The organism is Streptomyces sp. NPDC043861, from assembly GCF_056435905.1.
Genome location: NZ_JBWKDP010000002.1, coordinates 572,855 through 598,816, shown reverse-complemented (window position 1 = coordinate 598,816; position 25,962 = coordinate 572,855). Strand labels below are relative to the sequence as shown.

Annotated in this window: 17 protein-coding genes; 1 reads left to right on the top strand and 16 read right to left on the bottom strand. The window is 72.3% G+C overall.

Features of this window, described 5'->3' with window-relative positions; all coding sequences use genetic code 11:
* Positions 1-31 precede the first annotated feature (31 nt).
* From AC068D_RS07155 to AC068D_RS07140, 4 genes are all read right to left on the bottom strand, one after another.
* Entirely contained in the window at positions 32-1,015 is a 984-nt protein-coding gene (locus tag AC068D_RS07155; protein ID WP_478821937.1) for an ABC transporter ATP-binding protein, read from the bottom strand.
* On the bottom strand, positions 1,012-3,813 hold the full coding sequence (locus AC068D_RS07150) for an FtsX-like permease family protein (protein ID WP_478821936.1): 2,802 nt from the start codon (positions 3,811-3,813) through the stop codon (positions 1,012-1,014). The genes AC068D_RS07155 and AC068D_RS07150 overlap by 4 nt, the downstream gene beginning before the upstream one ends.
* 1 nt (position 3,814) lies before the next feature.
* Positions 3,815-7,225, bottom strand: coding sequence for an ABC transporter permease (locus tag AC068D_RS07145; protein WP_478821935.1), 3,411 nt, complete (start codon positions 7,223-7,225; stop codon positions 3,815-3,817).
* 216 nt (positions 7,226-7,441) lie between these two features.
* Positions 7,442-7,846, bottom strand: a complete 405-nt coding sequence (locus AC068D_RS07140; protein ID WP_478821934.1) for a globin — start codon at positions 7,844-7,846, stop codon at positions 7,442-7,444.
* A 231-nt stretch (positions 7,847-8,077) separates the two neighbouring features.
* Between AC068D_RS07140 and AC068D_RS07135 the strand changes: the two genes are divergently transcribed.
* Positions 8,078-9,073, top strand: coding sequence for a methyltransferase domain-containing protein (locus AC068D_RS07135; RefSeq protein WP_478821933.1), 996 nt, complete (start codon positions 8,078-8,080; stop codon positions 9,071-9,073).
* A gap of 159 nt (positions 9,074-9,232) precedes the next feature.
* On the opposite strand, the gene AC068D_RS07130 is transcribed toward AC068D_RS07135, so the two are convergent.
* The 12 genes from AC068D_RS07130 to AC068D_RS07075 all read right to left on the bottom strand — a co-directional run bounded on the left by AC068D_RS07130 (position 9,233) and on the right by AC068D_RS07075 (position 25,960).
* Positions 9,233-10,423, bottom strand: coding sequence for an FHA domain-containing protein (locus tag AC068D_RS07130; protein WP_478821932.1), 1,191 nt, complete (start codon positions 10,421-10,423; stop codon positions 9,233-9,235).
* 74 nt (positions 10,424-10,497) lie between these two features.
* On the bottom strand, positions 10,498-11,874 hold the full coding sequence (locus tag AC068D_RS07125) for a vWA domain-containing protein (RefSeq protein ID WP_478821931.1): 1,377 nt from the start codon (positions 11,872-11,874) through the stop codon (positions 10,498-10,500).
* Between the two features lie 82 nt (positions 11,875-11,956).
* The gene (locus AC068D_RS07120) at positions 11,957-13,306 is read right to left on the bottom strand and encodes a protein phosphatase 2C domain-containing protein (RefSeq protein WP_478821930.1); all 1,350 of its coding nucleotides are present in this window, start codon (positions 13,304-13,306) and stop codon (positions 11,957-11,959) included.
* Positions 13,307-13,309: 3 nt separating this feature from the next.
* A complete protein-coding gene (locus tag AC068D_RS07115; protein WP_478821929.1) occupies positions 13,310-16,153 on the bottom strand; it encodes a serine/threonine-protein kinase in 2,844 nt (947 codons plus the stop codon).
* Positions 16,154-16,247: 94 nt separating this feature from the next.
* Positions 16,248-17,579 carry a hypothetical protein gene (locus AC068D_RS07110; RefSeq protein WP_478821928.1) on the bottom strand — a complete coding sequence of 444 codons (1,332 nt, stop codon included), beginning with the start codon at positions 17,577-17,579 and terminating at the stop codon, positions 16,248-16,250.
* 67 nt (positions 17,580-17,646) lie between these two features.
* Positions 17,647-18,729: a glutamate ABC transporter substrate-binding protein gene (locus tag AC068D_RS07105; RefSeq protein ID WP_478821927.1), complete on the bottom strand. Its 1,083-nt coding sequence runs from the start codon at positions 18,727-18,729 to the stop codon at positions 17,647-17,649.
* Positions 18,730-18,740: 11 nt separating this feature from the next.
* A complete protein-coding gene (locus tag AC068D_RS07100) occupies positions 18,741-20,180 on the bottom strand; it encodes a hypothetical protein (RefSeq protein WP_478821926.1) in 1,440 nt (479 codons plus the stop codon).
* Positions 20,181-20,500: 320 nt separating this feature from the next.
* The gene (locus AC068D_RS07095; RefSeq protein ID WP_478821925.1) at positions 20,501-21,487 is read right to left on the bottom strand and encodes an N-acetylglucosamine kinase; all 987 of its coding nucleotides are present in this window, start codon (positions 21,485-21,487) and stop codon (positions 20,501-20,503) included.
* Positions 21,478-22,743 carry a 6-phospho-beta-glucosidase gene (locus AC068D_RS07090; RefSeq protein WP_478821924.1) on the bottom strand — a complete coding sequence of 422 codons (1,266 nt, stop codon included), beginning with the start codon at positions 22,741-22,743 and terminating at the stop codon, positions 21,478-21,480. Before AC068D_RS07090 ends, AC068D_RS07095 begins: the two co-directional genes overlap by 10 nt.
* A 5-nt stretch (positions 22,744-22,748) precedes the next feature.
* Positions 22,749-23,663, bottom strand: a complete 915-nt coding sequence (locus AC068D_RS07085; RefSeq protein ID WP_478821923.1) for a carbohydrate ABC transporter permease — start codon at positions 23,661-23,663, stop codon at positions 22,749-22,751.
* 4 nt (positions 23,664-23,667) lie between these two features.
* A complete protein-coding gene (locus AC068D_RS07080) occupies positions 23,668-24,621 on the bottom strand; it encodes a carbohydrate ABC transporter permease (protein WP_478821922.1) in 954 nt (317 codons plus the stop codon).
* A gap of 1 nt (position 24,622) precedes the next feature.
* Positions 24,623-25,960, bottom strand: a complete 1,338-nt coding sequence (locus AC068D_RS07075; protein WP_478821921.1) for an ABC transporter substrate-binding protein — start codon at positions 25,958-25,960, stop codon at positions 24,623-24,625.
* Between the last annotated feature and the right edge of the window lie 2 nt (positions 25,961-25,962).

Here is a 25,962-nt window from a genome sequence, read left to right as displayed (position 1 = left end):
GGGGCGCCCGCCGGGGATTACGGGAGAGCCCTCAGGCCGTGTCCCGGGTTCCCGGAGTCTCCTCCCGCCGGTGTCCTGCGTCGTCCGGCCACACCCCGATGTGGTCCTTCTCCAGCTCCACCAGCACCCGGTGCTCCATGCCGAGGGCCGCGGTGTAGTCGGAGGGCAGCTGGAGCCGGCCCGCCCGGTCCAGCATCGCGTACTCCCGTGCCACGACCGACTCCCGGCCCTCCGCGTCGATCTCCGTGCGGCGCAGCACCTCCGAGGAGGTACGTCCGTCACGTATCGCGACCGTACGCCGGACCTCCCCCGCGACTGCCTGGTCGTGCGTGACGATCACGATCGTCGTGCCGAGCTCCTCGTTGGCCCGGCGGAACGCGGCGAAGACCTGCTCGCCGGTGGCGGAGTCCAGCTCGCCGGTCGGCTCGTCCGCGAGCAGCACCGACGGGGAGTTGGCGAGGGCGACGGCGATCGCGACGCGCTGCTGCTGGCCGCCCGACATCTGCTGCGGACGGCGGTCGCGGCAGTCGGCCACCCCCAGCATCGCCAGCAGCTCCTGCGTGCGCTCGGCCTTCCTCCGCGTCCGGCCCTTCAACTGCATCGGCAGGGCCACGTTCTGGGCCGCCGTCAGGTAGGGCATCAGATTGCGCGCGGTCTGCTGCCAGACGAATCCGACCACTTCACGGCGGTAACGCAGCCGCGCCTTTGCGTCCATCGCGAGCAGATCACAGCCGGCGACCTTCGCCGCGCCGGCCGTGGGGACATCCAGACCGGCGAGGATGTTCATCAGCGTGGACTTGCCGCTGCCGGACGCGCCGACGAGTGCCGTCAACTCGCCCTCCCGGACCAGGAGATCCAGGCCCTGGAGCGCCTGCACCTCCACCCCGTCGGCAGTGAAGATGCGGACCAGCCGGTCGCAGGCGATCAGCGCGTCGTGACCGTACGAGGGCCGGTCGCGCCGCGCCGCCGCCCGCTGCTCCAGCTCGGCGAGCGTGGTCGTCGTCGTATCGGTCATCGCATGTCTCCTGCCCTGAGGTCACGGATCGATCCGCGGCGTCCCGCCCACCAGGCCTGCGCGGCGGCCACCGAGCCGGCCAGCACCACCACACCTGCGGCGGGCAGCGCCAGCGACCACGGGTCGGCCCGCAGTGAGGCGCCGTCCACCGGGGCGAGCCCCGGAGCCGTGGCCAGCGCGAGCCGCACCAGGTCCACACCCGGGGCGAGCAACCGGATCGTCGCCCAGCCGACGAGCACTCCGCCCCCTGCGGCGAGTAGCGCCTGCGGCAGCGCCTCCAGGCCGAGCAGTTGTCGTCCCTGCCGTGTGGTCAGGCCCATGGTGCGCAACCGGGCGAGCAGCGTGGCGCGTTCAGGGGCCGACTGCATCAGCGACAGCAGCAGCGCGAGTACGGCATAGCCCGCACCGGCGGCGATCGCCGCCGTGTAGATCCGCTCGGCGCCCGACTGCAGCGGGGAGTCGGTGAACGCCGCACGTGCCTCGGCGCGCAGCCGCACCGACAGGTCCTTGTCCGCGCCGGTCACCACGGCTCGCAGCGCATCGACGTCGATCCGGTCACCCCGGGCCAGCAGAGCCGTCGGGGGCTGCCGGGTCAGCCCGGCGCCGTCGACGACCAGGAAATCGGCGGACGACACCGCCGGAGTGCGGGTGCGCACCGTTGTGACCTCGACCGTGACGACCCCGGCGAGCGACTTGATCCGGTGCGGCCCGCTGCCGAGCCACTTCGCGACACCGGGCGAGGCGACGGCGCCCAGTACCCGCCCCGGGCCCTCGCCCTTCGTCACCTTCAGCGCATCCGCGGGGAAGGCACCGAGCCCGAGCTCCCGGGCCAGCCGCGGATACGCACGCCGGTCCACACCGACCAGTGAGGCATTCAGTGTGTCCGTGACGTCGAACCTGGGGGAGGGCAGCGCGAGCGCCTGCTCGATCCACACCGGCGTCACCTCCTTGACGCCGGGCGTCTTTCCGACCTCGCGCTCAAGGCTGTTCGGCAGCGCCGTCATGTCGAGCGGGCCGGAGATCCGGGCATCCGCACCGGTCGCGAGCAATGCCGCCCGGTCGCGCGCATCCGCGACCCCCGCCAGCACCGAGCCGCCGAAAGCCGCGGTGGTCAGCGCGATCAGCAGCGCCAGCAGCGGAAGCGCACCCGAGGCCGACGACCGTCCCGTACGGGCCAGCGACAGGAAGGCGACAGCGCCGCGCAGCCGTCCCACCGGGCGGGCTGCCCAGCGCAGCGGCACCGGATACAGCCGTACGAGCACCAGGGCCGCGATCAGCCCGACCAGGACCGGGGCCGCACTGACCAGATGGTCGCCCGCTTCGGACGTGCCGCGCCGCCGCAGTGCCACGACCGCCCCCACCGCCAGCACCAGCAGGGTGAGTTCGGCGACCGTGCGGCGCCTGCCCGGGCGGGCGCGCACCAGGTCGTCCCGCTCCCCGTACGCCCGGGGCCTGCGGTGAAGCACCACGGCATGCACCGGGAGCGCGGCGCTCGCGAGCACGGCGACGCCGCCGGCGGCAAGCACCGCGGGCAGCAGCCGGGCCTCGCCCACCGCCGGCACGGCCAGGAGCAGGCCGAGTCCTGCGGCAGGCACCGCGACCACGGCGGTCTCGGCGAGCAGCCGGCCGCCGATACCGCGCAGTGAGCCACCACGTGAACGCAGCAGGGTCAGTTCGGCGCTGCGTCGCACGGTGAACAGGCGCCCGGTCATCGCGAGAACGACGGCGGCGACCGTGCCGATCCCGAAGGCGGCGACGGCGACGACCGGGGCCATCGCGGACCGCATGGTGGTGTACGACGCGAGGAGCGCGTCCAGATCGGTGTTCAGGGCTGCGGTGTCACCGGCGGCCTGCCTGAGCTTCAGCAGCCCCGGGCCGCCCTCGACGGAGGCCACCACACGGGCGAGGCCCGGAGCGTTCAGGGCGGTGAGATGACCGGTCGCGGGCGCGATACGGAAGTACGGATGGGGATCGCCTTCGGTACCGAGCAGCGCGGGTGCGGCCTCCGGCGCCAGCAGCAGCCCGGCCTGCCAGTAGAGCTGCGGCGGCCTGACCGGCTTTGCGGTGAGCCCGGGTGTGCCCAGGGTCGGCTCGAAGGACCAGTAACTGCCGCCGGGGCGGCGGGGCTCGACGATTCCGCTGATCCGTACCGCCAGCCGAGGTGCACCCCGCTCACCGAGGTGGACGACGGAGCCGACGTCCAGACGCAGGGCCTTCGCCGTTGCTTCGGTCACGGCGGCCTCGACCTCCTTCGCCGAGGCCGTCACCCGCCCGTCCACGGCAGGCAGCCGGCCCTTGCGCAGCGTGGAGTGCTCGGCGAGCCCGGACTGAGCGGCCAGGGTGAACCGCGGCTCCAGTCCCTGCGGCCGTGGCAGCCAGCGGTCCTGGCCCATGAGCGGGCTGCCGGTCCGCACTCCGTACGCGGTCTGGCCCGTGTCCGCGCGCAGCGGCTCGGGCAGCAGGCCGATCACCCGCTGGTGCAGCGGCCCCAGCCGCTCGGGCCGGAGCTCGGCCTCCCGGGCGGCGGTCGCCACCAGCGGCGGCGGCGGAGTGGTCAGCTCCAGCACGCTTCGCGACGGAGGGGAGGAGCCGATGTCGTGTCGCAGGCCACGGGTCTCATAGGCGTCGACTGCGCGGGGGAACGCGGCGGCGAGGAAGGAAGTCAGCAGCACCAGCAGCCCGAGCGCGGCGGCCGTGCCGGGTGCCGTGCGCAGCCGGGTCCGCACCCATGATGCGACCGGGTGGCGGGGGACCGCCTGCTTCCTCGGGGTCTTCGGATTCTCGGTGCGTGCGGACATCTCAGTTCTCCCCCTGGTGGCGCAGGGTCACCGCGGGGTCGCCGCGGCGCAGGGCGATGGCGGCGACGATCAGCAGGGGCAGTGCGGTGACGCCGGCGAGGAGCAGGGCGACCTGTGGCACCGGCAGTTCGACCAGCACGTGCGGCACGGGCCGGGTGGCCCGGCCCGTGAGCACGATCAGCGGCACCACGGCTCTCGTCAGCACCGCTCCGAGACCGACACCCACCAGAAGCGCGATGCCGATGAGCACGCCCTGTTCCGCGGCGACCATGCGGGCGAGCCGACGGCGCGGTGCGCCCAGGGCGCGCAGGACGGCCAGTTCGGCGGAACGTTCCCGCAGTGAACCGGCCGCGCTCACGGCGAAGCCGACGGCGGCGAGCGCCGCCGCCGCCACGGCGGCCGCCATCAGCGCCGAGCGCGGGCCCGCGCCCAGCGGATCGCCGAGCAGCTCGTCGGCGGCCTCGTCGCGAACGAGGACCTGACCCGGTGCCGCGTCGGGGCGCTGCCGCAGGGTTCCGGCGACGTCCGCACTGCCGCCGGGGCCGGTGCTCAGCCACCACTCGGTGGGCTTCAGCGACGTGTCGGTGTCCTCGGCGAGATATGCGTTGACCGTGCGGAGATCAATCAGCAGGGCGCCGCCGTCGGTGTCCTCCTGGCCGGTCTCGGCCGCATTCCCCGCGCTCTCCGCCCCGGTTGCGGACGGTGCCGTCGACAGGGCGCCCGGCCCGGTCGTCGGCAGCTGACGCACCACCTGCGCGATCCTCACGCGCAGTTCCTCACCGGCCAGCGAAACCTCGACGTCGTCACCGCGCTGCGCACCCGTTGCCCGCAGGAACCCTTCCGTGACCACGGCGGGGATCTCCCGCGGCGCGGCCGGGCGTTCGACGCCGACGCGGACACCGAACTCCATGGGATCGGTGTGGTCGATCCCGTCACGCCCGATGGTGCGGGCGGGACCGACGCGGTAGCCGACGGTGAGCGGCTTTCCCGCCGATGCGGTCGGACGCAGCGGCACCGCCCCCTGGGACTCGCCGTCGACCAGGTCGGTGCTCGTTGCCCGCCAGCGCAGTCCGTCGGGTGCCGTGACGGTGCGCCCCTCTCCGTCGGGGCCGACAGCCAGGAGGCGTTCGACGCTCAGGCGATGCTTCTCGGCCGGCCCCTGCGGTACCGGACCGTCGATGCGCAGGCCGGTCAGCACGAGCGGCCCGGCGGGAGCGGCACGCCCGCCCGCTGCGGTCCCGTCCAGGCCCACGGTCACGGCGTGCGTCCGGCCGTCGGCGGGCACCCCACCGCCGGGGATGCGGTAGGGGATGCCGTACCGGTCCTCGACGATCACGGTGAACCTCGGTGCGAGTCCGGACGGGGAGGCACCCGACGTGGCCTTCTCGTCGGTGATGCGCAGTTCGACGGTGAGCCGCCTGGTGTCGTCGGGCAGGACCACACCGGGCGCGGCGCTCCGTACCGTGCCGACGGCCCCGAGCAGCCGGCCGCTTGGCTGGTCCGCCAGATCGCCGCGCAGCAGCAGCCCTTCGTCGGCCCGCGCGGTGTCCAGGGCGAGAACGGTCGCCGTACGGTTTCCGGAGAGCCCCAGGGAGGCGCGATGGGCGGGCGCGGCCTTCCGTACGCCGGGCAGGTCCGCGTACCGGCCGGTGTCACCGGGCCCGCTCGTCCCGGTCTCGAGCACCCGAAGGGACGCGCCCGTCCTGAAGTCCGCCTGGTCGGCCTGCGAACGGTCCCATGAGGCGCTCTGCCCGATCGCCAGCATGCCCATCGCGATGGCGAGCACGAGCAGCAGTACCGGCCCCGCCCCGCGCATCGGCCGCCGGCTGAACTGCCAGCCCGCGAGGGCCGTCTCCAGCCCGCGCCCGCCTGCCGCCCACCGCTCCGCGAGCCGTGCCGCGGGCGGCAGCAGACGCAGCGTCAGCACCGTCCCGGCGAGCAGGGCCAGCGCGGGCGCCGCGACCAGGAGGGGGTCGATGCCCAGCGTGCCCTCGCGGTCACTGCCGAGCGCGCCCGCACCGCTCGCGGTGGTCCGGCGGTCCAGCTGCCAGTACGCCACCGCCGCTGTCACCAGCATCCCGATGTCGGCACCGGCACGCACGGGTGCGGCGAGCGCCGTGGCACGGCCACGTCGCAGGCTGGGGGCCGCACCGCCCGTCGCGGCGAGCGCCGGGATCACGACGGCCGCCGCACAGCACACCGCGACCGCGGCCGAAACGAGCCGGACCGGGCCCGCCGGGGCGTCGCCGAGCCGCAGTCCGATCGCGTCGAGCGAGGACCATCGAGCGAGCAGCCCGGTCAGCGGGCCCGACAACAGCGGAGCGCAGACCGCGGCCGGCACGGCCAGCAGCAGGGCCTCCAGCGCAGCAAGTCCGACGATCCGGCCGCGTGAACCCCCGCGGGCCCGCAGCAGTTCCGTCTCGCCCGCCCGTTCGGTACTGAGCAGCCGGGCCACCAGCAGCAGTGCGTATCCGGCGAGCAGCACCAACTGCACGGCGACGATCATTAGCGTCGACCGGGACACGAGCAGGGCACGCGCGGTGCGGTCGAGCACATCGGGCAGCGAGGTCCGCACGTTCACGCTGCCGCCGAAGGCCGGGTCCTTGCCGAGTGCTTCGGCGCCGTGCGCGGAGGTGACGCGCAGGGCGTCCATCCGGTCGGTGGTGATGTTCCGGTGGTCGGCGGCCGCCATCCAGGCGGTGGCGCCCGTGGAGACCCGGCCGGACGCGAGGACGGACGGGTCGGCGAGCAGCGGACCGTAGGTGGTGAAGACGACGGTGCGGGTCCCGCGGCCGCCGAGTGCGTCCAGCTGCCAGTACGGATCACTGGTGTCGGCGGCCTTGTACACGCCGGTGACACGGACCGTCATGGGCGCGCCGTCCAGCCTGTCGGTGAGCGTGATCCGCGCTCCGGGGGCCAGCTTCAACTCCCCGGCAGCGGCTTCGGGGACGGCGACCGGCACCGGGGCGGAGCGGGCGGTGGGGGCCGCGCCGGGCAGCGTGCCCGAGACCAGGCGGATCCGCGACCGGTCCAGAGCGGCGAAGCGGGTGAGGTCCGGTTCTCCGGCGCGGGCTCCGGGGCCGGGAGCCTGCAGGGAGCGCGGCAGCGCGTACGGCCCAGACTCCTCCAGCTTCCGCACGGTCACCGGCAGCCCGTCGAACGTCCGCCGCGCGCCGCGGACCGCGGCCTCCTGGGCCGCCTCCCGCCGGTCGGGCGGCACATTCGCGGTGATGACGAGCGCGGCGTCCGCGGCCGCCCGTCCGCGGAGCGTGTGCCGGAGCGCCGCATCCCCGACGGACCCCGAGTACGCGGCGAGTGCGGCGAGCACGGATGTCGTCAGCAGGACCGCGAGCAGGGCAGCGGCCAGCAGCAGCCGATGCGCACCGATGCGCAGAAACAAGAACCCCGTCACACGTCCCCCGTCCCCGTCCCGCCCCCGTGGAACCTCGGTCCCGAAGGACGCTTCCGAAGGTTCACCGGATGCTTTCAGAGGGCGCCTGGGCGGGGAAACCGCTTTCACGGCGCTACGGAGTGACCTTGATCCGATCGTGACTGTTCACCGGAACCGGATTCTCTGGTTCGGCAGCACGAGCCTATGCAGCGGCCGCGGGGCCGGGTCCTGTACTCGTCAGCCTGCGGTGTTCACCATCGACGCGGCTGCGTACGTGAGGTAGTTCCACAGTTGCCGTTCGTGCTCGTCGGAGAGCCCCAGTTCGTCGACGGCGACCCGCATGTGCGTGAGCCAGGCGTCGTGTGCGGCCCTGTCGACGGTGAACGGTGCGTGGCGCATGCGCAACCGTGGGTGGCCGCGATCGTCGCTGTAGGTGCGTGGACCGCCCCAGTACTGCATCAGGAAGAGCGCGAGCCGCTCCTCGGCCGGGCCCAGGTCCTCCTCGGGGTACATCGGGCGCAGCAGCGGGTCCCCGGCGACGCCCTCGTAGAAGCGTCGTACCAGACGCCGGAAGGTTTCCTCGCCGCCGACCTGCTCGTAGAAGGTCTGCTCCTGGAGTGTGCCCCTCGGAATCTCGTTCACGTGCACAAGCCTCACAAAAATGTCGCTCTGGCCGGCCCCGGAACGTCCTGCCCGGGGTCCGGGGTCGGCCCCCCGGAAAATGCAAGCACCGTCCCCATGGTCTCAGACCGGCCGCCACAGCACTCCGGTCCGGGGACTCTGCCCGGAACCCGCCCCCACACTGCCCGGAAGTGTCCTCCCGGGTCCCGTCCGGTACTCGCCCCCGGCCCGGGGGCGCAGGAAAGTGGAGACATGGGCGCACACCAGGACATGCGCAGGGTGGAGGACCCCTTCGCGAACGCCGCCGCGGAGCTGCGGCAGGCCCTGGTGCGGCGCATCGCCGCGACCGGCGCGCTGGAGGATCCCGCCTGGCGGGCCGCCTTCGGACAGGTGCCGCGGCATCTGTTCGTGCCGTACTACCACCTCTCCACCTTCACCGGCCAGGAGCGGCTGTGGTCGGGTGACCCCGATCCGGATCGGCGCGAGCGCTGGCTGAGGGGCGCGTACACCGACGGGCCGCTCGCCACCCGCATACGCGACAGGGAGCTGCTCTCCTCCAGCAGCCAGCCGTCCCTGATGGCCCGGATGCTCGACGAGCTTCGGATCCGGGCCGGTCATCGCGTCCTGGAGATCGGCACCGGCACCGGCTACAACGCAGCCCTGCTGTCCCACCGGCTCGGCGAGGAACTCGTGACGACGGTCGAACTCGACCCGGAGATCACCGAGTCCGCGCGGGCGCATCTGACGGCGGCCGGGTACCACCCCACGGTGATCAACGGCGACGGTGCCCGTGGCTGCCCCGGGCACGCCCCCTTCGACAGGATCATCGCGACCTGCATGCTGCCGTCGGTGCCGCAGGACTGGCTAGGGCAGTGCTCGGCTGGCGCCGGGATCCTCGCACCGCTCGCCGGCGGTCTGGTCGTCCTGCGGGTGCGGGACGCGGATCACGCGGAGGGGCGCTTTCTGCACACGCCCGCCTACTTCGTGCCGCTCCGAGGCGCCGCGTCCTCCGTACATGCACCGGTGCGGCGGCCGGCCGGGCTGCCGCACAGGGCCGCCGAGAGCGAGCTGTTCGGTTTTCTGCTCACGCTGACGGCGGCCGGCCTCGATCCGCACGAGGCGCTCTCGCTCTGGCACCGCGAGCAGCGGCCGGAGCGGGAGCGCTTCGGTGTGACGGTCTGCGGCGGACGTCAGTGGGCATGGCTGGACGACCCCGAAGGACCGTATGCGTGGCCCCTCGGAGCCTGAGGCCGTCTCATTCCGGACCGTGCCCTTCCCGCCGCCGCGCTGCCCCGCACCGCAGCGGGGCGGTGCGGAGGGCGGCGCGGGCCGGTGAACCCTTCCGGGTCGCAGCACCCGGGCATGCCGGGGTGCTGCCGGGCTCGGCGGGCCCGGCAGGAGACAGCACTAGCCGCGTCGAATGGTGATCGTGGTCCAGGCCCCTACGTGCACCCGGTCGCCGTCCACCAGCGGAACGGGCACATAGGGCTGGATCGGGTCCTCGGACCCGTTCACCGTCGTGCCGTTGGTGGAGTTCTGGTCGACGACCGCCCAGGTGCCGTCCTGCTGCTGGACCAGGATCGCGTGCTGGTGCGAGACGCCCGGGTCCTCCGGCGGAACGGAGAGGTCGATGTCGGGCGACTCGCCGGTGGAGTGCCGGCGGCGGCCGATGGTGACCTGGTTGCCGGCGAGCGGAAGCTGCTGCTCCGGGGAGTACGCCGGCAGATTCAGCCCGGCGGCCTCGGGGCCGCTGCGCTGCATCATCGCCATGAAGTAGTCACGGTCGGGCGCGATGACCGCGGTCCAGCTGCCGGAGGTCTGGTACTGCGGCTGCGGCGGACCCTGCTGCTGCATGGGCTGGGGCGGCTGGGGAGGCTGTCCGCCCTGTGAGGGCGGCGGCAGCATCCAGTCGTCCGCGCCGCTCTGCGGCGGTGGCGGAGCCGGCACGGCCTGGGGGAATCCGGGCTGCTGGAAGGCCTGCGGCGGAGCGGGCGGTCCCGGCTGCTGGAAGGCCTGCGGGGGAGCGGGCGGGCCCGACTGCTGGAACCCCGGCGGCGGTCCGGGCGGACCGGACTGCGGGTAGCCGGGGGGCGCCGACGGGTCGCCGGACAGCGGCTCGGCGGGCCGGTTCATCTGGGAGGGCCGCGAGCCCTGGTATTCGTACGGGTCCGGCGGGCGCGGCTGCTGCTGCTGTGCCTGGAAGCCGGGCGGAAGGTTCAGCCCCGGAACAGGACCACCGGGGCCGCCGGGTCCGGCTCCAGGACCACCGGGTCCGGGGCCACCGGGCCCGCCGGGTGCGGGGCGGCCGGGAGGTGCCAGGGGCGTGTACGAGGTCGCCGTGTTCGTGAGGAAGTTCCAGCGGCACTCCTCGCAGAACGGCGCCATCGGCTCGCGCGGCGTCCGGCACTGCGGGCAGAGCTCCGCCTGCGCCGTGGCGTCGGAACCGCCGGGGCCCGGGTAGCCGTATCCCGGCGCGGGCGGCGGGGGAGGAGGCGGCGGCACCGCGCCCGCCGGAGCCCCCGCCCCGGCCATGCGATGGCCGCAGACCTCGCACCAGTCGTCGGAAACCGACTGGTGTCCGTTCGGGCAGGTCGGCATGTCGGTGCTTCCCCCTCTCCTTCGTCGGTCCCGTCGGGGCCGACACATCCTGCTGCTTCGCGCTCGAGTCAGGTCTACTTCTTGACGCGAACTGTCTTGGTGGAGCGCGTTTCGAGTGTCATCTCGTCCGCCTCCGCAACCTTTGCTTTCAGTCGCACAGTACCGGTCGCCTCGTCGACGACGTCCACCACCTTCGCAAGGAGTTTCGCAGTGTCCTCGTTCCCCGAAGCCGCCGCCAGCTGCACCGCGCGGCCCAGCTTCGCCGTTGCGCCGTCGATGTCTCCCGACTTGCGGGCATCCAGCCCCTGTTGGATGGCTTGTGCCAGTTCGGCCTGTCCCGTGTAGTGCGCGACCTGGGGGTTGATCGACGTCGACGCCGCCATGTCGTCGGTCCACACGGCCCGGACCAACCCTTGGGAAAGCGTTTGCGGGGTGCCGCCCGCGGGGTCGGGGAGGATCAGTGAGATCCGGGCCGCGAGCATCTCCTGCCCGATGTTCGCCTGCGGCACCTGCACGCACACGTGGTAGTCGCGGGACTCGTCACCCCAGGAGCCGGTGGGGTAGTCCCCGGCCCGGGGGCCGGCGTCCGTGCGCCTGTCGGTCAGTTCCTCGACCGTCGGCGCCACCTGTTTCACAAACTTGATCTCGACACCGACGGGCGTCCACAGCCGCAGTGCCACGTCCGCGACCTCCTTGCCCATCGCGTTCGCCATCATCCGGGTGAAGTCCGCGGCGAGTTCCGACGGATCGGCGACGATGTCGGCGCTGCCGAGGAGCGCCGAGGCGATGCCCGTGACCTCCTTGACCTCCCAGTCGGTGCCGACACCGCGGGCGTCGCAGGTGAAGCGGCCCGCACAGGCGTCCAGCGCGGCGCGGAGATCCTCCGGCGACTCGTGCTCGTTGCGGCCGTCGGTGAGCAGGATGCCGTGACGGATGCCTGAGGTCCCGGAGGACGCGGATGTCTCGGAGTGCAGCAGGCGGTCGGCCAGGCGCAGCCAGGTGCCTATCGCAGTGCCGCCGCCCGCGTTCAGTCCGCGCAGCGCCTGCTTGGCCTGCGCACGTGTCGTCGGATCGGCGACGGCGAGGCGGCCACCGCCCGGATAGACCTCGCGGGCCACATGTGTGCCGCTCACCACGGCGAAGGCGGTGCCGTCGCGCAGGGCGTCGATGGCCGCGGCCGTGGCGTCGCGCGCATTGCGCATCTTCGTCGGCGGGTAGTCCATCGAACCCGAACAGTCGACCATCAGCACCACGGCGGCGTCGGCCCCCCGGCCCGGTACGGACGAAGGGGATGCGGCCGCAGCGAGCGCAACGGCGCGGCCGTTCGTGCCGCCTCCGGTGGAGGTCACCGTCACGATCGCGTTCACCTCGCGACCGCCTTCCGGCAGAAACTCGTTCTGGTACACCTCGGCAGAGAACTGCGGCACATTCGATTTCGAGAAGTTCGCCATCTGATCTGGCTCCTTGAGCTCCGCAAAACAGGCAGAAATGACAAAGGGGTTGCCGGACGGGCGAAGGGGGCGAGGGCCTTGTTCAGGCCGATCCTGCCCCCGGCTGCGGCACGGTGAACGGGAGCAGGGCCACTGTTACGTTGTCGTGGCCGCCGCCGTCGAGCGCATGGCCGACCAGCACCTGGGCGGCGCCCAGGGGGCGGCCCGCCGCGTCGGGCGGCAGCACCTGCGCCATCTCCTCAGCGGCCTCCGCGTAGTTCCACAGGCCGTCCGTGCAGACCACGACCACACCGGGGCGGTCCGGCTTGAAGGACGCGGTGTGCGGCTCCAGTTCGTACGCGTCCGCGCCGAGCCATCCGGTGATGGCGTGTGCGCGCTCGTCCGCGTACGCCTCGGCCTCGTTCATCAGGCCCGATGCGACCATCTGGGCCGCCCATGAGTCGTCCTCGGTGAGGCGGGCGGGCGGGCCGCTGCGGTCGTCCGGAACCCAGTACACACGGCTGTCCCCGACCCAGCCCACGACCAGCAGACCGGCCGCGACGACGGCGCCCACCAGTGTGCACGCCGGGGCGTTCTGATGGCGGTGCGGATCGTGCTCCATGGCACCGGTCGGCTCGGCCGCCAGCGAGTTGACCGCGTCGGCGGCGGCGACGATCGCCTCGTGCATCGCCTGCTGCGGGTGCGTTCCGCGCGGCAGGGACTCCAGCAGCGACTCGTTGGCGGCGGTGGCGGCGGCCGCGGAGGCGTCGTCCGGCCGCGTCGCCGACGACACACCGTCGCAGACGACGGCGATGACGGCGGGGGAGCCGTCGGGCAGCGATGTCGAGGAGACCGCGAACGCGTCCTCGTTGCGGTGGTGGCGCAGCCCGCGGTCGCTGACGGCGGCCACCGCGTCGAGCTCCTGCTCCATGTGGTCGCGTTCGCGGGGCTGCGCATGACCGCAGTTCTCGCAGTAGCCGTCGGGGTCCACATGCCCGGCCCGGCAGGCTACGCATAGCTTGGTGCCGGCGGGGGGCACGGCGGTGGCCGGCCGGGCCGCCGCGGCACGTGGATCGGGGGCGGCCAGCTCGAAGTCGCCGGAGACGGATGCGGTCTCGGCGGCCGGCGCTGCCGGTGCGGAAGCAACGGCAGGGGTGGCCGGTGCGGCGGCGTCGGGTCCGTCGAAACGTACCGGTGTCGCCGGCAGCGGACGGCCGCCGGAGTCCGTCCCCGGCAGCTCACCCGGTTGCTGCACGGGCGCCGGGGCACCGGAGATGTCGGTGCCGTCGGCCTCCGGCCACTCCACCGGGGCACCGATGGGGATCGTGGGGCGGTCCTGCGGCGGCTCGGGCACGGCCGAGAGGTCGTACCCGCAGGCACCGCAGAACAGGTCGGCCGACTCCAGCGGCTCCTCGCAGTTGGGGCACGCGGAAAGCTGGTGCATCCGGTCCATCACTCACACCCACGTCCGGGGGCGGAAACGGTTGGCCCGCTCCACCAGTTCGATGCGCTCCTCGCCGCTCTGGGCGAGCCGGGCGAGCACCCGGAACGAGCGTTCAAGACCGAAGCGCAGTCCGCGCTCGTCCAGTTCGCTGCCGAGCAGGACTGTCGAGGCGGGCCGGGCCCCGGGACTACCGGAGAGTACCCAGTCCAGGGCCGTGCCCAGCACCTCTGTGGACAACCGCTCGCGGCGCACCGAGTCCAGACCGAACCCGTCGAGCGCCGTGACCTGGTCGGCGGCCGCCGTCAGGTCGTCGATCAGCGGCTCGTGCGCGGCGCGTCTGCGCAGTCTCGCGCGGACGGCCGCGACCCGGGCGGCCGTGTAGTGGATCGATGCCTCGGGAACGGACTCCAGTGCCCGGACGGCCCCGGTACGGTCGCCCGCGGCGAGCTGCACCCGGGCCAGGCCGAAGGCGGCGCTCACATAGCTCGGGTCGGTCGTCCACACCAGGCGGTAGTACTCCGCGGCGTTGTCCAGCTGCCCGAGCACCTCGGCGCAGACGCCGAGTGCGAGCTTCGGCGCGGCCTCGCCCGGAAAGGCGTCGTAGATCGCGTCGAACGACAGCGCGGCGGTCTCGTGGTCGCCCGTCGCCAGCGATGCGACGCCGCGGTACCAGACGACCCGCCAGTCGTCGGGATGCCGGGCCTCCAGGTCGTCGAGGGACGTCGTCGCGGAGGTCAGCTCGCCCATCTCGAGACGGGCCCGCAGCTCGCGCAGCCTCAGCTCCACGGAACTCGCGGGGGCGCCGTGCAGCGCGGCGATCAACTCGGTCGGTGCCGAGGTCATCAGGCCCGCGAGGAAGCCGGCGTTCGGGTCGTTCGGGTCGACCCGGGGCACCGGCAGGGCGAGAGCGGTCGCCCGCGCGTCCAGCCCGGCGAGCCGGGGCGCCGCCGCCGTGGACGCCGTCAGGGCTGCCGGTACCGGTGACCCGGTGCGAGGGCCGGGCAGCGCGGTCTGTGTCGGTGCGTATGCGTGAGCACCCGCGTGCCCCGGGGCCGGGGCCCCCGCGGTCCCGCTCGCCCCGCCCATGGCGTTCGGGGCGGCCGAGGAGGTGCCCGGCCGAGCCGGTCGGGGCGAAGCACGGCGCAGGCCCCCGTTGCGAGCCACGGTCCGGGCCCCGAGGGACGACACGTCACCGTCCAGCTCTGCGAACAACTCCGTGTCCGTGACCCGGAGTTCCGTACCGAACAGCGTGGACAGCGCCGGACGCGGCCGGCCCGTCTGCAGTGCCACGACCTCCCGCAGGACACCGGTGAGCTGGTCCGCCATCTCCTGGGCGGAGGCGAAACGGCGCGCCGGATCGGGGTCGGTCGCGCGCACGAGCAGCCGGTAGAACGACTCGTACCTGTGGAAGACGGTGATGTTGTCCGGGTCGGGCAGGGAGTCCACGAAGACGTTCGTGTAGCCCTGGAAGTCGAACGTCAGGACCGCCAGCGTGCGCGCGACCGTGTAGAGGTCGGAGGCGACCGAGGGGCCGAGCTCCGCGACCTCGGGGGCCTGGTAGCCGACGGTGCCGTAGATCGCCGACTCGTCGTCGTCCATCCTCCGTACCGCGCCCATGTCGATGAGCTTGAGCTGGTCCTCGGTCTGGATCGCGTTGTCGACCTTGAAGTCGCAGTACAGCAGGTTGCGGCTGTGCAGATGGCCGAGCGCTTCCAGGGCCTCGATCCCGTACGCGCAGGCCTGCTCGACCGGCAGCGGATCCCGCTTCCCGTCCGGGGCCCGGCGCTCGTTGGCGATCTCCTTGAGGGATTTGCCGCCGACGTACTCCATGACGATGTACCCGTCCAGCGATCCCGTCCGCTGGTCGAGGTGCTCCACGAAGTTGTAGATGCGGACGATGTTGGAGTGCTCGATCTCCGCGAGGAAGCGGCGCTCGGAGATCGCTGCGGCCATGGCGTCCTGGTCACCCGTGTCGAGCAGGCCCTTGAGGACGACCCAGCGGTCGGACACGGCCCGGTCGATCGCCAGATAGATCCAGCCGAGGCCACCGTGCGCGAGGCAGCCGATCACCTCGTACTGCCCGTGCACGATGTCGCCGCTGTGCAGTTTCGGCACGAACGAGTAGGGGTGGCCGCACTTGGTGCAGAAGCCCTCCGTGCGGCCGGGCCGCTCACCGCGCGCACGGCCGACCGGCGCGCCGCAGTCGCTGCGGCTGCAGAATCGCTTCCGCTCGGGCACCTCGGGCTGCTCCATCACCGCGGAACGCGGGTCGGGACGCGGTACCTCCGGGACGGCGACCAGACCTGCGCCGAGCCGGTTGCGCCCCGAGGCGGACGCCGTCGAACCGGAGCTGCGCACCGACACCGAACGGCCGGTGCTGCGGCCGGACAGCGAGCGGGACAGTCGGCCCGAGACCGATCGCCGGGACGTCGAGGAGCGCGACGACCGGGAGGACCGGGACGACGACCGTGCGGACGAGCGAGAACTGCCTCGGGCCGAACTGCTGTTGCTGCCCTTGGCGCCGCCGCCGGTGATCCCGGTGGGAGGGGACGACAGTGCGCCGTTCACCGAGACGACCGGGGCGAGCCCGCAGGTGTCGCAGTAGAGTTCGCCGCCGCCGACGTCCTCGTACGAGCCGCCGCAGTCCGGCCGTTGACAGGTGGCACCGGTGCCGCCCGTGCCACCGGCGCCCCTCGTACCGCTGCCCGAAGGCGCCGCCGGGACCGCCGACGCCGCTGAGGACCGCGTGCCGCTCCCCGGGTTCTCCGGGGCGAGCCCGCAGGTGTCGCAGTACAGTCCGCCGCCGCCGAAATCCTCGTACGAGCCGCCGCAGCCGGGGCGCACGCACTTCGTCATGGCACTCACGCTGTCCCCTGTTCGCTTCCCCGCCCGTCCGCCGGGCGGGCGGCCATCGCTGTTGTGCGCGGCCCGGAGGCCCGGCCCGTGCCGCTCATGACCGCCCCTCGTGGTCGCCCTGCCCCCGCTGTCCCGGAACCAGGGCGTCCGCCGCGGCCCGCTGATAGCGCAGCACCGCCTGCTCGGCCACACGCAGATCGCAGGGAGCGCTCCACAGCATTCGACGGGCCGCGTCGTACCGCTCGATCAGCACGGGGTCCTCGGCCATGCCGTGGCGGGCGACCTTCGCCCGGTACGCGTCGAGGCGGCCCCGCAGCTCCGCGCGGACGGCCAGCGGGGCCGTGACCGCCGTCAGCGACTCGCGGGCGCGCAGCAGTTCGTCCTCGGCCGCGCGCTCCAGGGACTCCAGCAATGGCGAGAGCCGGTGCCACTGGGCGTGCCGGCGGTACTCGGCGGCGGTGGCGAGCCGCTCCTGGAGCACCGTCGGGGGACCACTCACCGCGGGCACCTCGGAGGCGGCGATCTTCGCCAGCACCTCGCCGCGTGCCGCCCGGGCCTCCGTGAGGGTACGGTCCGCGCGCGAGAGGACGTCCCGGAGGCGGATCAGCCGTTCCTCCGAGTCCTGCCGCACCGCGAGAACGGCCTCGATCTCCCGGCGTACGTCCTCCAGGGCGCGGGCCGCCCGGTCGTAGCGGTCGGTGTCGGGGCGTCCGCCGCCCGGAGCCGAACTCACCGGAGCGGGTGCCCAGAACGCGAGCGGATCGGACACCACCTGCGCGCGCAGCGCCGTCAGCTCATGCGTGATCGACTCCAGGTCGTCGCCCGCCGGATGCTCACCCGGACGGACACCGACGGAGTGGGCCAGCGAGCGGGTCCGGTGCAGCTCCGCGGAGAGCAGATCGATCCGGGCCGGCAGTGCGGACCAGACCGTGTCGGCGGCCACCACCATGTCCAGCGAGCGCGCGTAGAGCTGGTTCATCCTGCTCACCAGCTCCTCCAGCGTGAACCGCTCGGAGAGCTTGGCGGGGCCGGTGATCGAAGGGGACGGGAGCGTGGCGGAGCCCGCGACCGTCACGCTCGGTCCGCGGAGCCGGTCGGTCAGCGCCGCCAGGTCGTCCCGGTTGGGCCAGCGCCGCCGCGCCCTCAGCTCACGCGCAGCCGTCAGCGCGGAGGTGTACGCGTCGAAGTACCCCCACAGCAAGGTGATCGCCTGCTCGGCGGAGGCCCAGCGGTCCTTGGTGACACCCGTCAGCTCGGCGCCCTCCAGGAGCCTGCGGCCCGCATGGTCCTGCAGGGCGAGGAGCGAGGTCTCCACGGCCTCGTGCTCCTCCCCGAGCCGCGCCAGCGCACGGTCCACCTCGTCCCGGTCCATGACCGGTCCCGGTGGTTCCCCCGCTCGGCTGGGGGAGGGTCCCGCGACGCTCATCGATCACCTCTCCGCTCGTGTCTCGGATCAACTGCTGCGCACCGCCGCGCCGTGTATCCCAAAGGGCTCAATTGTCCCGGTACTTCGGTGTCGGCGGTCCCGGTATACCGGGGAGGTCCGCCCGGAGCCACTTGGCGTACGCCGTCGTCCACGGGCCACTGCGGTAGTCGTCGAGCACCTTGTTGACCCTTCGGACGAGGTCGTCCCTGCCCAGTTTGGCGGCCACGCCGTAGTACTCGGTGGTGAAAGGCTTCCCGCCTTTCAGTTCGACGGCAGGGTCCTGTGCCGCCTGGCCGGCCGCGAGGGCGGCGTCGGTCACCACCGCGTCCACTTCGCCGAGCTGCAGCCGCACCAGACAGTCCAGCTGGTTGGACACGGTGAGCCGGTCCTTGTCGCCGGGCCCGCCGTCGTCCTCGTCCTTGAAGACCGCGCCGTACGAGTTCTTCACCAGTGCCTCGTAGGCCGTGGACCCCTCGGCCGAGCAGACCCTGCGGCCCGCGAGCGACTTGTCGTAGCCGGTGATCGGCGATTCCCGGGGGGCGAGCACCTGCTGCCCCGTCTGGAAGTACGCCGTGGAGAAGGAGACCTGCTTGATCCGGGCACAGTTGATGGTCATCGTCCGGACGACGAGATCGACCGTGCCGCTGTCCAGCGCCGCGATGCGCTGATTGGTGGGGATGGCACGGAAGATGATGTCGTCGGGGCTGCCGAGGATGTCCTCGGCGACGGCCCGGGCGAGATCGATGTCGAAGCCCTCCAGCTCGCCGTCCGCCGTCCGGTAGCCCCAGCGGTAGCTGTTCTGGTCGACGCCGACGATCAGCCTGCCGCGCCGCTTGATCTCGGCGATCGCGGGGCCGTCGGCGCCGGACGGCCGCAGGGAGGCCTCCGGGCTGGTGCACTCGGCCTTCTTCGCGGGCAGCGCGGCTGCGGATCCCGCGCCCGCCACGTCGGGCGAGGAGGACGGCCTGCCGCCGTGCGTGAGCGGCACCAGGGTCAGCGACGCGGTGAGCGCACAGGCAGCCGCCATTCCGGCGACACCGCCCCAGCCGCGGAGCCTGTGCAGCAGCCGGGCGGGCAGCCGTCCCGACCGGGCCGGCCGGCCCGTGCGCGCCGTGTCGCCCGGGTCCGAGCCGGACATCGCGTCCCTCATCTCTCCCCGTTTCACCGGTACTCCGAAAGCCTGCGGCCCATGCCCAGGACCGCGCCCACCGCGCCGAGCACCGCCAGTGCCGCCGCACCGACCGGGAGGCCCGCGAGCGCGCCCCGGCCGTCCTGCGCGGACCGGGTGAACTCGGTCTGCTCATGGGCGAGAGCCTGCTCGAGCGCCGTGTCCACACGATCGAAGGACTCGCCCGTGGACTCCTTGACACCGATCACCTTCGCCAGGGCGCCCTCGTAGTCACCCGCCTTGTCGGTTTCGCTGGCCGACTGGTGACGGTTCCTCCACTCGGAGACCGCGCCGGAGGCGGCCTTGACCGGGTCGAGGCCCGCACCGTCGTCGGCGAGGCTCTCCGCGCGGCCGAGTGAGCTGCGAAGCCGGTCCATGCCCGCCTTGTAGTCCGTTTCGTACTTGTCGCTCTTGCCGTCCGCCGTGAGCACGGCGCCCCGCGCGACCAGCGTGAGGTTCTCGTTGGCCCGGGCCCTGAGACTGTTGATGCGTGCGTCGTTGAGGACGTTCAGCGACTCCTGGCCGTGCGCCCGTGCGTTGTTCAGCTCGGCCCTGGCCACCATGTGCCCGACGCCCAGCCACAGCAGGACCACCGCCGAGGTGACGGTCGCGGCCAGCAGGCCGTGGTTGAAGACCCGGTTGGTCCGCCGGAAGTTGCGGTGCTGTGCCCAGAACAGGACGCCCAGTGCCGCCACGCCGATGACCAGCGACAGCACCGGCCAGAGCCGGGCGTCCTCGTGGTCCTCGTCCAGACGGGCGGCCTCCGCCTCGTACAGCTTCTGGGCGGCGGGCAGCAGTTCGGCAGTCATCTGCTGGTTCGCATACCGCAGATAGGCACCCCCCAGGGGCAGGCCCAGGCGGTTGTTGGCGCGGGCCCGCTCCACCAGGCCCGTGTAGCGGGGGAGCTGCTCGTTGAGCGCGGCGATGTAGCGGCCCGACTCCGTCGAACCGTCGGTGGTGGCCGCGGCCTTGACCAGCAGGCGGGAGGCGTTCGCGATGTCCTTGCGGTACCGGTCCCGCACATCGGCGGGTTCCTGCGCGCCGGCCAGGAAGCCGCTCGAAGCGGCCGTGTCGGCGTCGGCGAGCGAGCGGTAGATGCTCGCGGCGTCGGCGCTCAGCGGCTGGCTGCGGCTGACGACGTCGTCGGCCGCGGATGCCCGGGCGGCGATCTCGAAGGCGGTCACGGCACCGAACGCGACGACGAGAGCGGCCAGAACGGCACCGATGATCCGCAGCCTGCCCGGCTCGGTCGTCGCCGCCGCACGCAGCCGCGCCGTGGTCTCCGCCCAGGCGCTGCGCCGCGACGGCGTTCCGGGAGGGGGCGCCGACTGGTCCCCCGACGGCCGCGATCCGGGCACCTGGTACGGCCCGGACCGGGCCGGGACCTGTGGCACCGACGGCGCGGGCGGCCCCGCGCTCGGCGTGTGTGTCACCTTGACCTCCCCCTCGGTCGCTGACGGCATCCCGCGCCCCGGCAGGTCGGGGGACGGCAGCCCGGCCAGCAGTATGGCCGCAGGGGCGGATTTCCACACCCAGGATTGACTGGATCTTGAGCTATCCCGCCTGTCTCGTCAATGCCGCCAGTACTGCCCCCTACCCAAAGCCCCCACCTTGAATACGCCGCCCGGGCCGGATCGGTTCCCCTTCCAGGGGCATGAACTGCGGGCCGGTCCGCCCTGCGGCGTACCGTTGACGCGGGCCCACCCCCGTCCGGGCCGGTGCGCTGGCTCGGCACCGTTGCGGACGTGCAACGCTACTTCTCGTAGTGGGCCCGCAGCCTGGCCCTTGCGTCCATCGGCGCACCGACACGGTCCAGGCCCAGCAGCGCCGCTCCCAGCACCGGCGGGGACGTCACCACGGACATGTCGGCCTTCGGCGCCCGGACCGCCAGGAGTTCGGCGATGCGGCTCTCGAGACGGGGGTGACGGGCGGCCAGCACGCTGCCGCCCAGCACCACCGGCGCCCTCTCCTCCAGCAGTCCGAGCCGCCGCAGTGCGACCGTCGCCATGACGACCACCTCGTCCGCAAGCCGGTCGACGATCGAACCGGCCACCGGGTCGCCCGCCGCGCCCGTCGCAAAGAGGACGGGGGTCAGCTCATGTCTGCGCCCGGCGGCGATACGCCCCAGATGCAGCGCCTCGACGAGTGCGTGCATCGAGCCGAGACCGAAGTGCGCCGGGAGGGCGCGAGCCAGTTCCGTCGGCTCGCCACGCCCGTCCTCGGCCCGTGCGGCGAACCACAGCGCCTCCTCGGCGAGACCCGCGCCGCCGCCCCAGTCGCCGGAGATCCTGCCGATCGCGGGGAAGCGGGCGGTACGCCCGTCGGGCAGCATGCCCACGCAGTTGATGCCCGCCCCGCACACCACGGCCACCCCCCGGGGTTCCTCGACGCCCGCCCGGAGGACGGCGAAGGTGTCGTTCCGCACCTCCGCCGCAAGGCCCCAGCCGCGCTCCCGCAGCGCGGTCGTGAGCTGCTCCTCCTCGACCGGGAGATCGGCGTTGGCGAGGCAGGCCGACACATGCCCGACGGTGTCGACGGCCGTGCCTCGTGCACGGGCGTCGGCCAGGGCCGAGCCGACCGTCGGGGCCAGCGCGTCGAACGCCGCCTCGATGCCGGTACGGGCGGGCTGGAAGCCGGTTCCGCGGCCGGTTCCGAGGACCGACCCGTCAACCCCGACCACGGCCACATCGGTCTTGCTGTTTCCCGCGTCGATGGCGAGGACCGCCGCGGTCACGCCCACGCGAGGTGCTCCCGGTTGTGAGCGATCAGCCGGTCCGTGAGCGTCTCGGCGTACTCGTACTGGCCGATCAGGGGGTGCGAGAGGAGCGCCTTGAAGACCCGGTCGCGTCCGCCGTGCAGCGCGGCCTCCAGAGCCAGTTCCTCGTACGCGGCCACCTGGGCGATCAGTCCGCCGTACAGCGGGTCGGGTTCGGCCACGGGCAGGGGTGCGACGCCTGCCGTGCCGACGGCGGCCGGAACCTCGATCACGGCGTCGTCGGGCAGGAACGGCAGCGTGCCGTTGTTGTACGTGTTCACGACCTGGTGGGGGCTGCCGCTTCCGCCGAGCAGCGCAGCGGCCAGATCGACCGCTGCCTCCGAGTAGAACGCACCGCCCCGCTCGGCCAGCAGCGCCGGCTTCTCGTCGAGCGCCGGGTCGCCGTACATCTCCAGCAGCCGCTTCTCCATCGAGGCGACCTCGGCGGCACGTGACGGCCTGTTCCTCATCTCCCGTACGGCCGCGTCGTGTCCGTAGAAGTAGCGCAGGTAGTACGAGGGCACGACACCGAGCCGGTCGAGGATCCGGCGCGGCAGACGGAGATCGTCGGCGAGGGTGTCGCCGTGCTCGGCGAGCAGCCCGGGCAGGACGTTCTCGCCGTCGGGACCACCGAGACGTACACCGGTTTCCCAGGTCAGATGGTTGAGGCCCACATGGTCCAGATGCACATCCGGCGGCGCCACACCGAGCAGTCCCGCGAATTTCCGCTGGAGGCCGATTGCCACGTTGCACAGTCCGACGGCCCGGTGACCGGCCTGCAGCAGAGCCCTGGTCACGATGCCCACCGGGTTGGTGAAGTCGATGATCCATGCGTCCGGGCTGGTGCGCCGCACCCGTTCGGCGATGTCCAGCACCACGGGAACCGTGCGCAGGGCCTTGGCCAGACCGCCCGCGCCCGTGGTCTCCTGGCCCACGCAGCCGCACTCGAGCGGCCAGGTCTCGTCCCGCTCCCGCGCGGCCTGCCCGCCGACGCGCAGTTGCAGCAGCACGGCATCGGCTCCGGCCACCCCCTCGTCCAGGTCGCCGGTGGTCGTGACGACACAGGGGTGCCCCTGCTTGGCGAAGATCCGCCGGGCGAGACCTCCGACCAGCTCCAGCCGACCGGCCGCCGGGTCGACGAGGACGAGTTCACCGACAGGGAGTGTGTCCCTCAACCGGGCGAAGCCGTCAACCAGTTCGGGTGTGTACGTGGATCCGCCGCCCACGACTGCGAGCTTCATACCCGTCATCCCTTCACTCCGGTCAGCGTGACGCCCTCGATGAAGGCCTTCTGCGCGAAGAAGAACACGACGATCACCGGCGCCATGACCAACAGCGTCGCCGCCATCGTCAGGTTCCAGTCCGTCCGATGGGCACCCTTGAAGGACTCCAGGCCGTACGAGAGCGTCCACGCGGCCGGATTCTCCGAGGCGTAGATCTGCGGTCCGAAGTAGTCGTTCCAGCAGGCGAAGAAGTGGAAGAGCGCCGATGCCGCGATGGCGGGTCTGGCCATCGGCAGCACGACCCTGATCATCGTGCGCAGTTCGCCGCAGCCGTCGATCCTTGCGGCCTCGGTGTACTCGCGGGGGATCGTCAGCAGGAACTGGCGCATCAGGAAGATCGTGAACGCGTTGCCGAAAGCGAAGGGCACGATCAGCGGCCAGAGCGTCCCCGCCAGGTCCAGCTGCCTGGCCCAGAACAGATACATGGGCACGACGATCACCTGCGGTGGCAGCATCATCGCCGCGATCACCAGCATCATCATCACGCTGCGCCCGCGGAACCGGAACTTCGCGAGCGCGTACGCCACCGGGAGGCTGCTGCCCACGGCGAGCACGGTACCGAGCCCCGCGTACAACAACGTGTTGCGCCACCAGGTGAGGAAACCGGGGGTGTTCCACACGGCGGCGAAGTTGTCCCATTCCCAGGTGCGCGGCCACAGATCGCGGGTGAGCGCCTGGTCGTCGCTCATCACTGCGGTCAGGAACACGAAGATGAAGGGCAGCAGGAAGAACAGGGCGGCGGCAACGGCCAGCGAGTGCACCGCGATCCACTCCAGCACGGCCCTGCGGCCTGCCGCCCGCCGGGCATGTCCGTCGTCCGCCACGGCCACCGACGGTGCATCGGTCCTGCCGTGGGGTGTCAGTGCCGTCCGGGTCATCGCATCAGTCCTCCGCTGCCATGAAGCCGCTGCGCCGGCGCATCAGGAGCACGGTGAATGCCATGGCCAGGGCGAACAGCACCAGCGCCACCACACTCGCCGCCCCGGTGTCGAAACGCTGGAACGCAAGGTTGTGGACGACCTGGGGAACGGTCAGAGTGGATCTGTCGGGATAGCCGGGCTCGAAGTGCTGCCCGGACCCGCCGATCACCCCACTGGCGACCTTCGCGGCGACCATCGGCTCGGTGTAGTACTGCAGCGTGGCGATCACTCCGGTGACCACGGCGAACAGCACGATCGGCGACACATGGGGCAGCGTCACATGGCGGAACCGCTGCCAGGCGTTCGCCCCGTCCAGTTCGGCCGCCTCGTACTGCTCCTTCGGTACGTCGAGCAGCGACGCCATGAAGACGACCATGAGGTCACCCACGCACCACAGCGCGAGCAGTGTGAGCGACGGCTTCGACCAGTCCGGGTCGCCGAACCAGTCGGGCTCGCCGAGGCCGAGCCCGCCGAGGACGGTATTGGCCGGCCCGGTGCCCGGGTTGAGCAGGAAGACGAACGCCATCGTCGCTGCCACCGGCGGCGCGAGGTACGGCAGGTAGAACAGGGTGCGGAAGAGCCCGGCCCCGGTCCTGACCCTGGTGACCAGCAGCCCGATCCCCAGTCCGAAGGCGACGCGCAGGCTCACCATCACGAGCACCAGCCACAGCGTGTTGCGCAGCGAGGGCCAGAAGAACGGGCTGTCCTGGAAGACATAGGCCCAGTTCTTCAGGCCCACCCAGGTGGGTGCGGTGAACCCGTCGTACTCCATGAAGGAGAAGTAGACGGTCGAGACCAGCGGATAGGCGAAGAACACGCCGAACCCGACGAGCCACGGCGAGAGGAATCCGAGGGTGCGAAGCGCCGACCTGCGGTGCTTCGCCCTCAGCCCCGCTGTCGGGGGAGCGGCAGCCATGTCAGTGGGCCTGCTCGTTGTCCCTGTCGACCTGTGCGTCGTTCCTCCTCAGCAGCGCGTCCAGATCCTTCTCCGTGCCCTTCTCGTAGGCCAGTGCGCTGTCCTGGAGGGTGAGGAGGAAGGCGCCGCCGTTGACCGACGAGGGGGCGTGCGAGCTCTTGGGGTGCTGGGCGATGTCCACGAACGTGCGGTACAGGGGATCGTCGTTCAGCTTCGGCGACTTCAGGGCCTCGACGGTCGACGGCACGTTGTGGATGGCATTGGCGAACGAGACGACCGCGTCGGTGTCGGTGGAGAGATGCTTCACCAGCTCCCAGGCGGCGTTCTTCTTCGGGCTGTTGCTCGCGATGCCCAGGACGGTGCCGGACAGATAGCCCTTGCCGTAGTCGGCGGCCCGGTCGTCCGGCACCGGGAACGGAGCCGCCCCGATCTCGAACGGAAGCTTGGCGTCCGAGGCCATCCTGCCGCGCCACTCGCCGTCCATCTGCATGGCGACCTGACCGGTGTGGAAGGGATGCTTCGGGCCCCATTCGTCACCGAGAGCGGTGCGGAAACGGTTCAGTTTCCGGTATCCGCCCAGGTCGTCCACCAGCTTCTTCTGCCAGGTGAACAGCGCCCTGACCGCCGGGTCCGATGCGGTGCCGGACCTTCCGTTCCCGTCGGTGTACGTGACCCCGAACTGACCGCCGTAGTGCTCGACGGTGGTCTCGTAGCCCTGGTAGAGCGGCATGAAGCCCAGCCGCTCGAAGCCGTCGCCCTTGGTTCTGGTGAGCTTTTTCGCGATCGCGTCGAACTCGGACAGCGTCTTCGGCGGGGCCTTGATCCCGGCCTCCTCGAAGGCGTCCTTGTTGTAGTAGAGGCCGTACGCGTCCCCGAGCAGCGGCACCGTGCACCGGGTGCCGTCGTGCTGTGTGTACCTGGCCATCTGCGGCAGGAAGGTCTTCTCGGGGTCGATCCCCGACTTCTGCAGGAACGGCTTCAGATCCGCGAGCGCCCCGGAGGAGCAGAAGCGGCCCACGTTGTCGGTGGTGAAGGAGGACACCACGTCCGGGGCGTTCGAACCGCCTGTGCGCAGGGCCTGGTTGAGCTTGTCGTCCGTGATGTTCTTGACGACCTCGACCTCGATGTTGGTGTGTGCGGCCTCGAAGGACTCGATGTTCTCCTCGATGGCCTCGACCTCGCCGGGGGCGCTCCAGCCGTGCCAGAAGGTGAGCGTGGTCCGCGCTCTCGGGTCGTCGTTCGCGGCGGTGTCGTGGGACCCCGTGCAGGCGGTCGCGAGCAGGAGTGCCGAGGTGGTCGCGGCCAGTGCGACGGCCGTGGGCCGGCGGATTCCGGGCATGG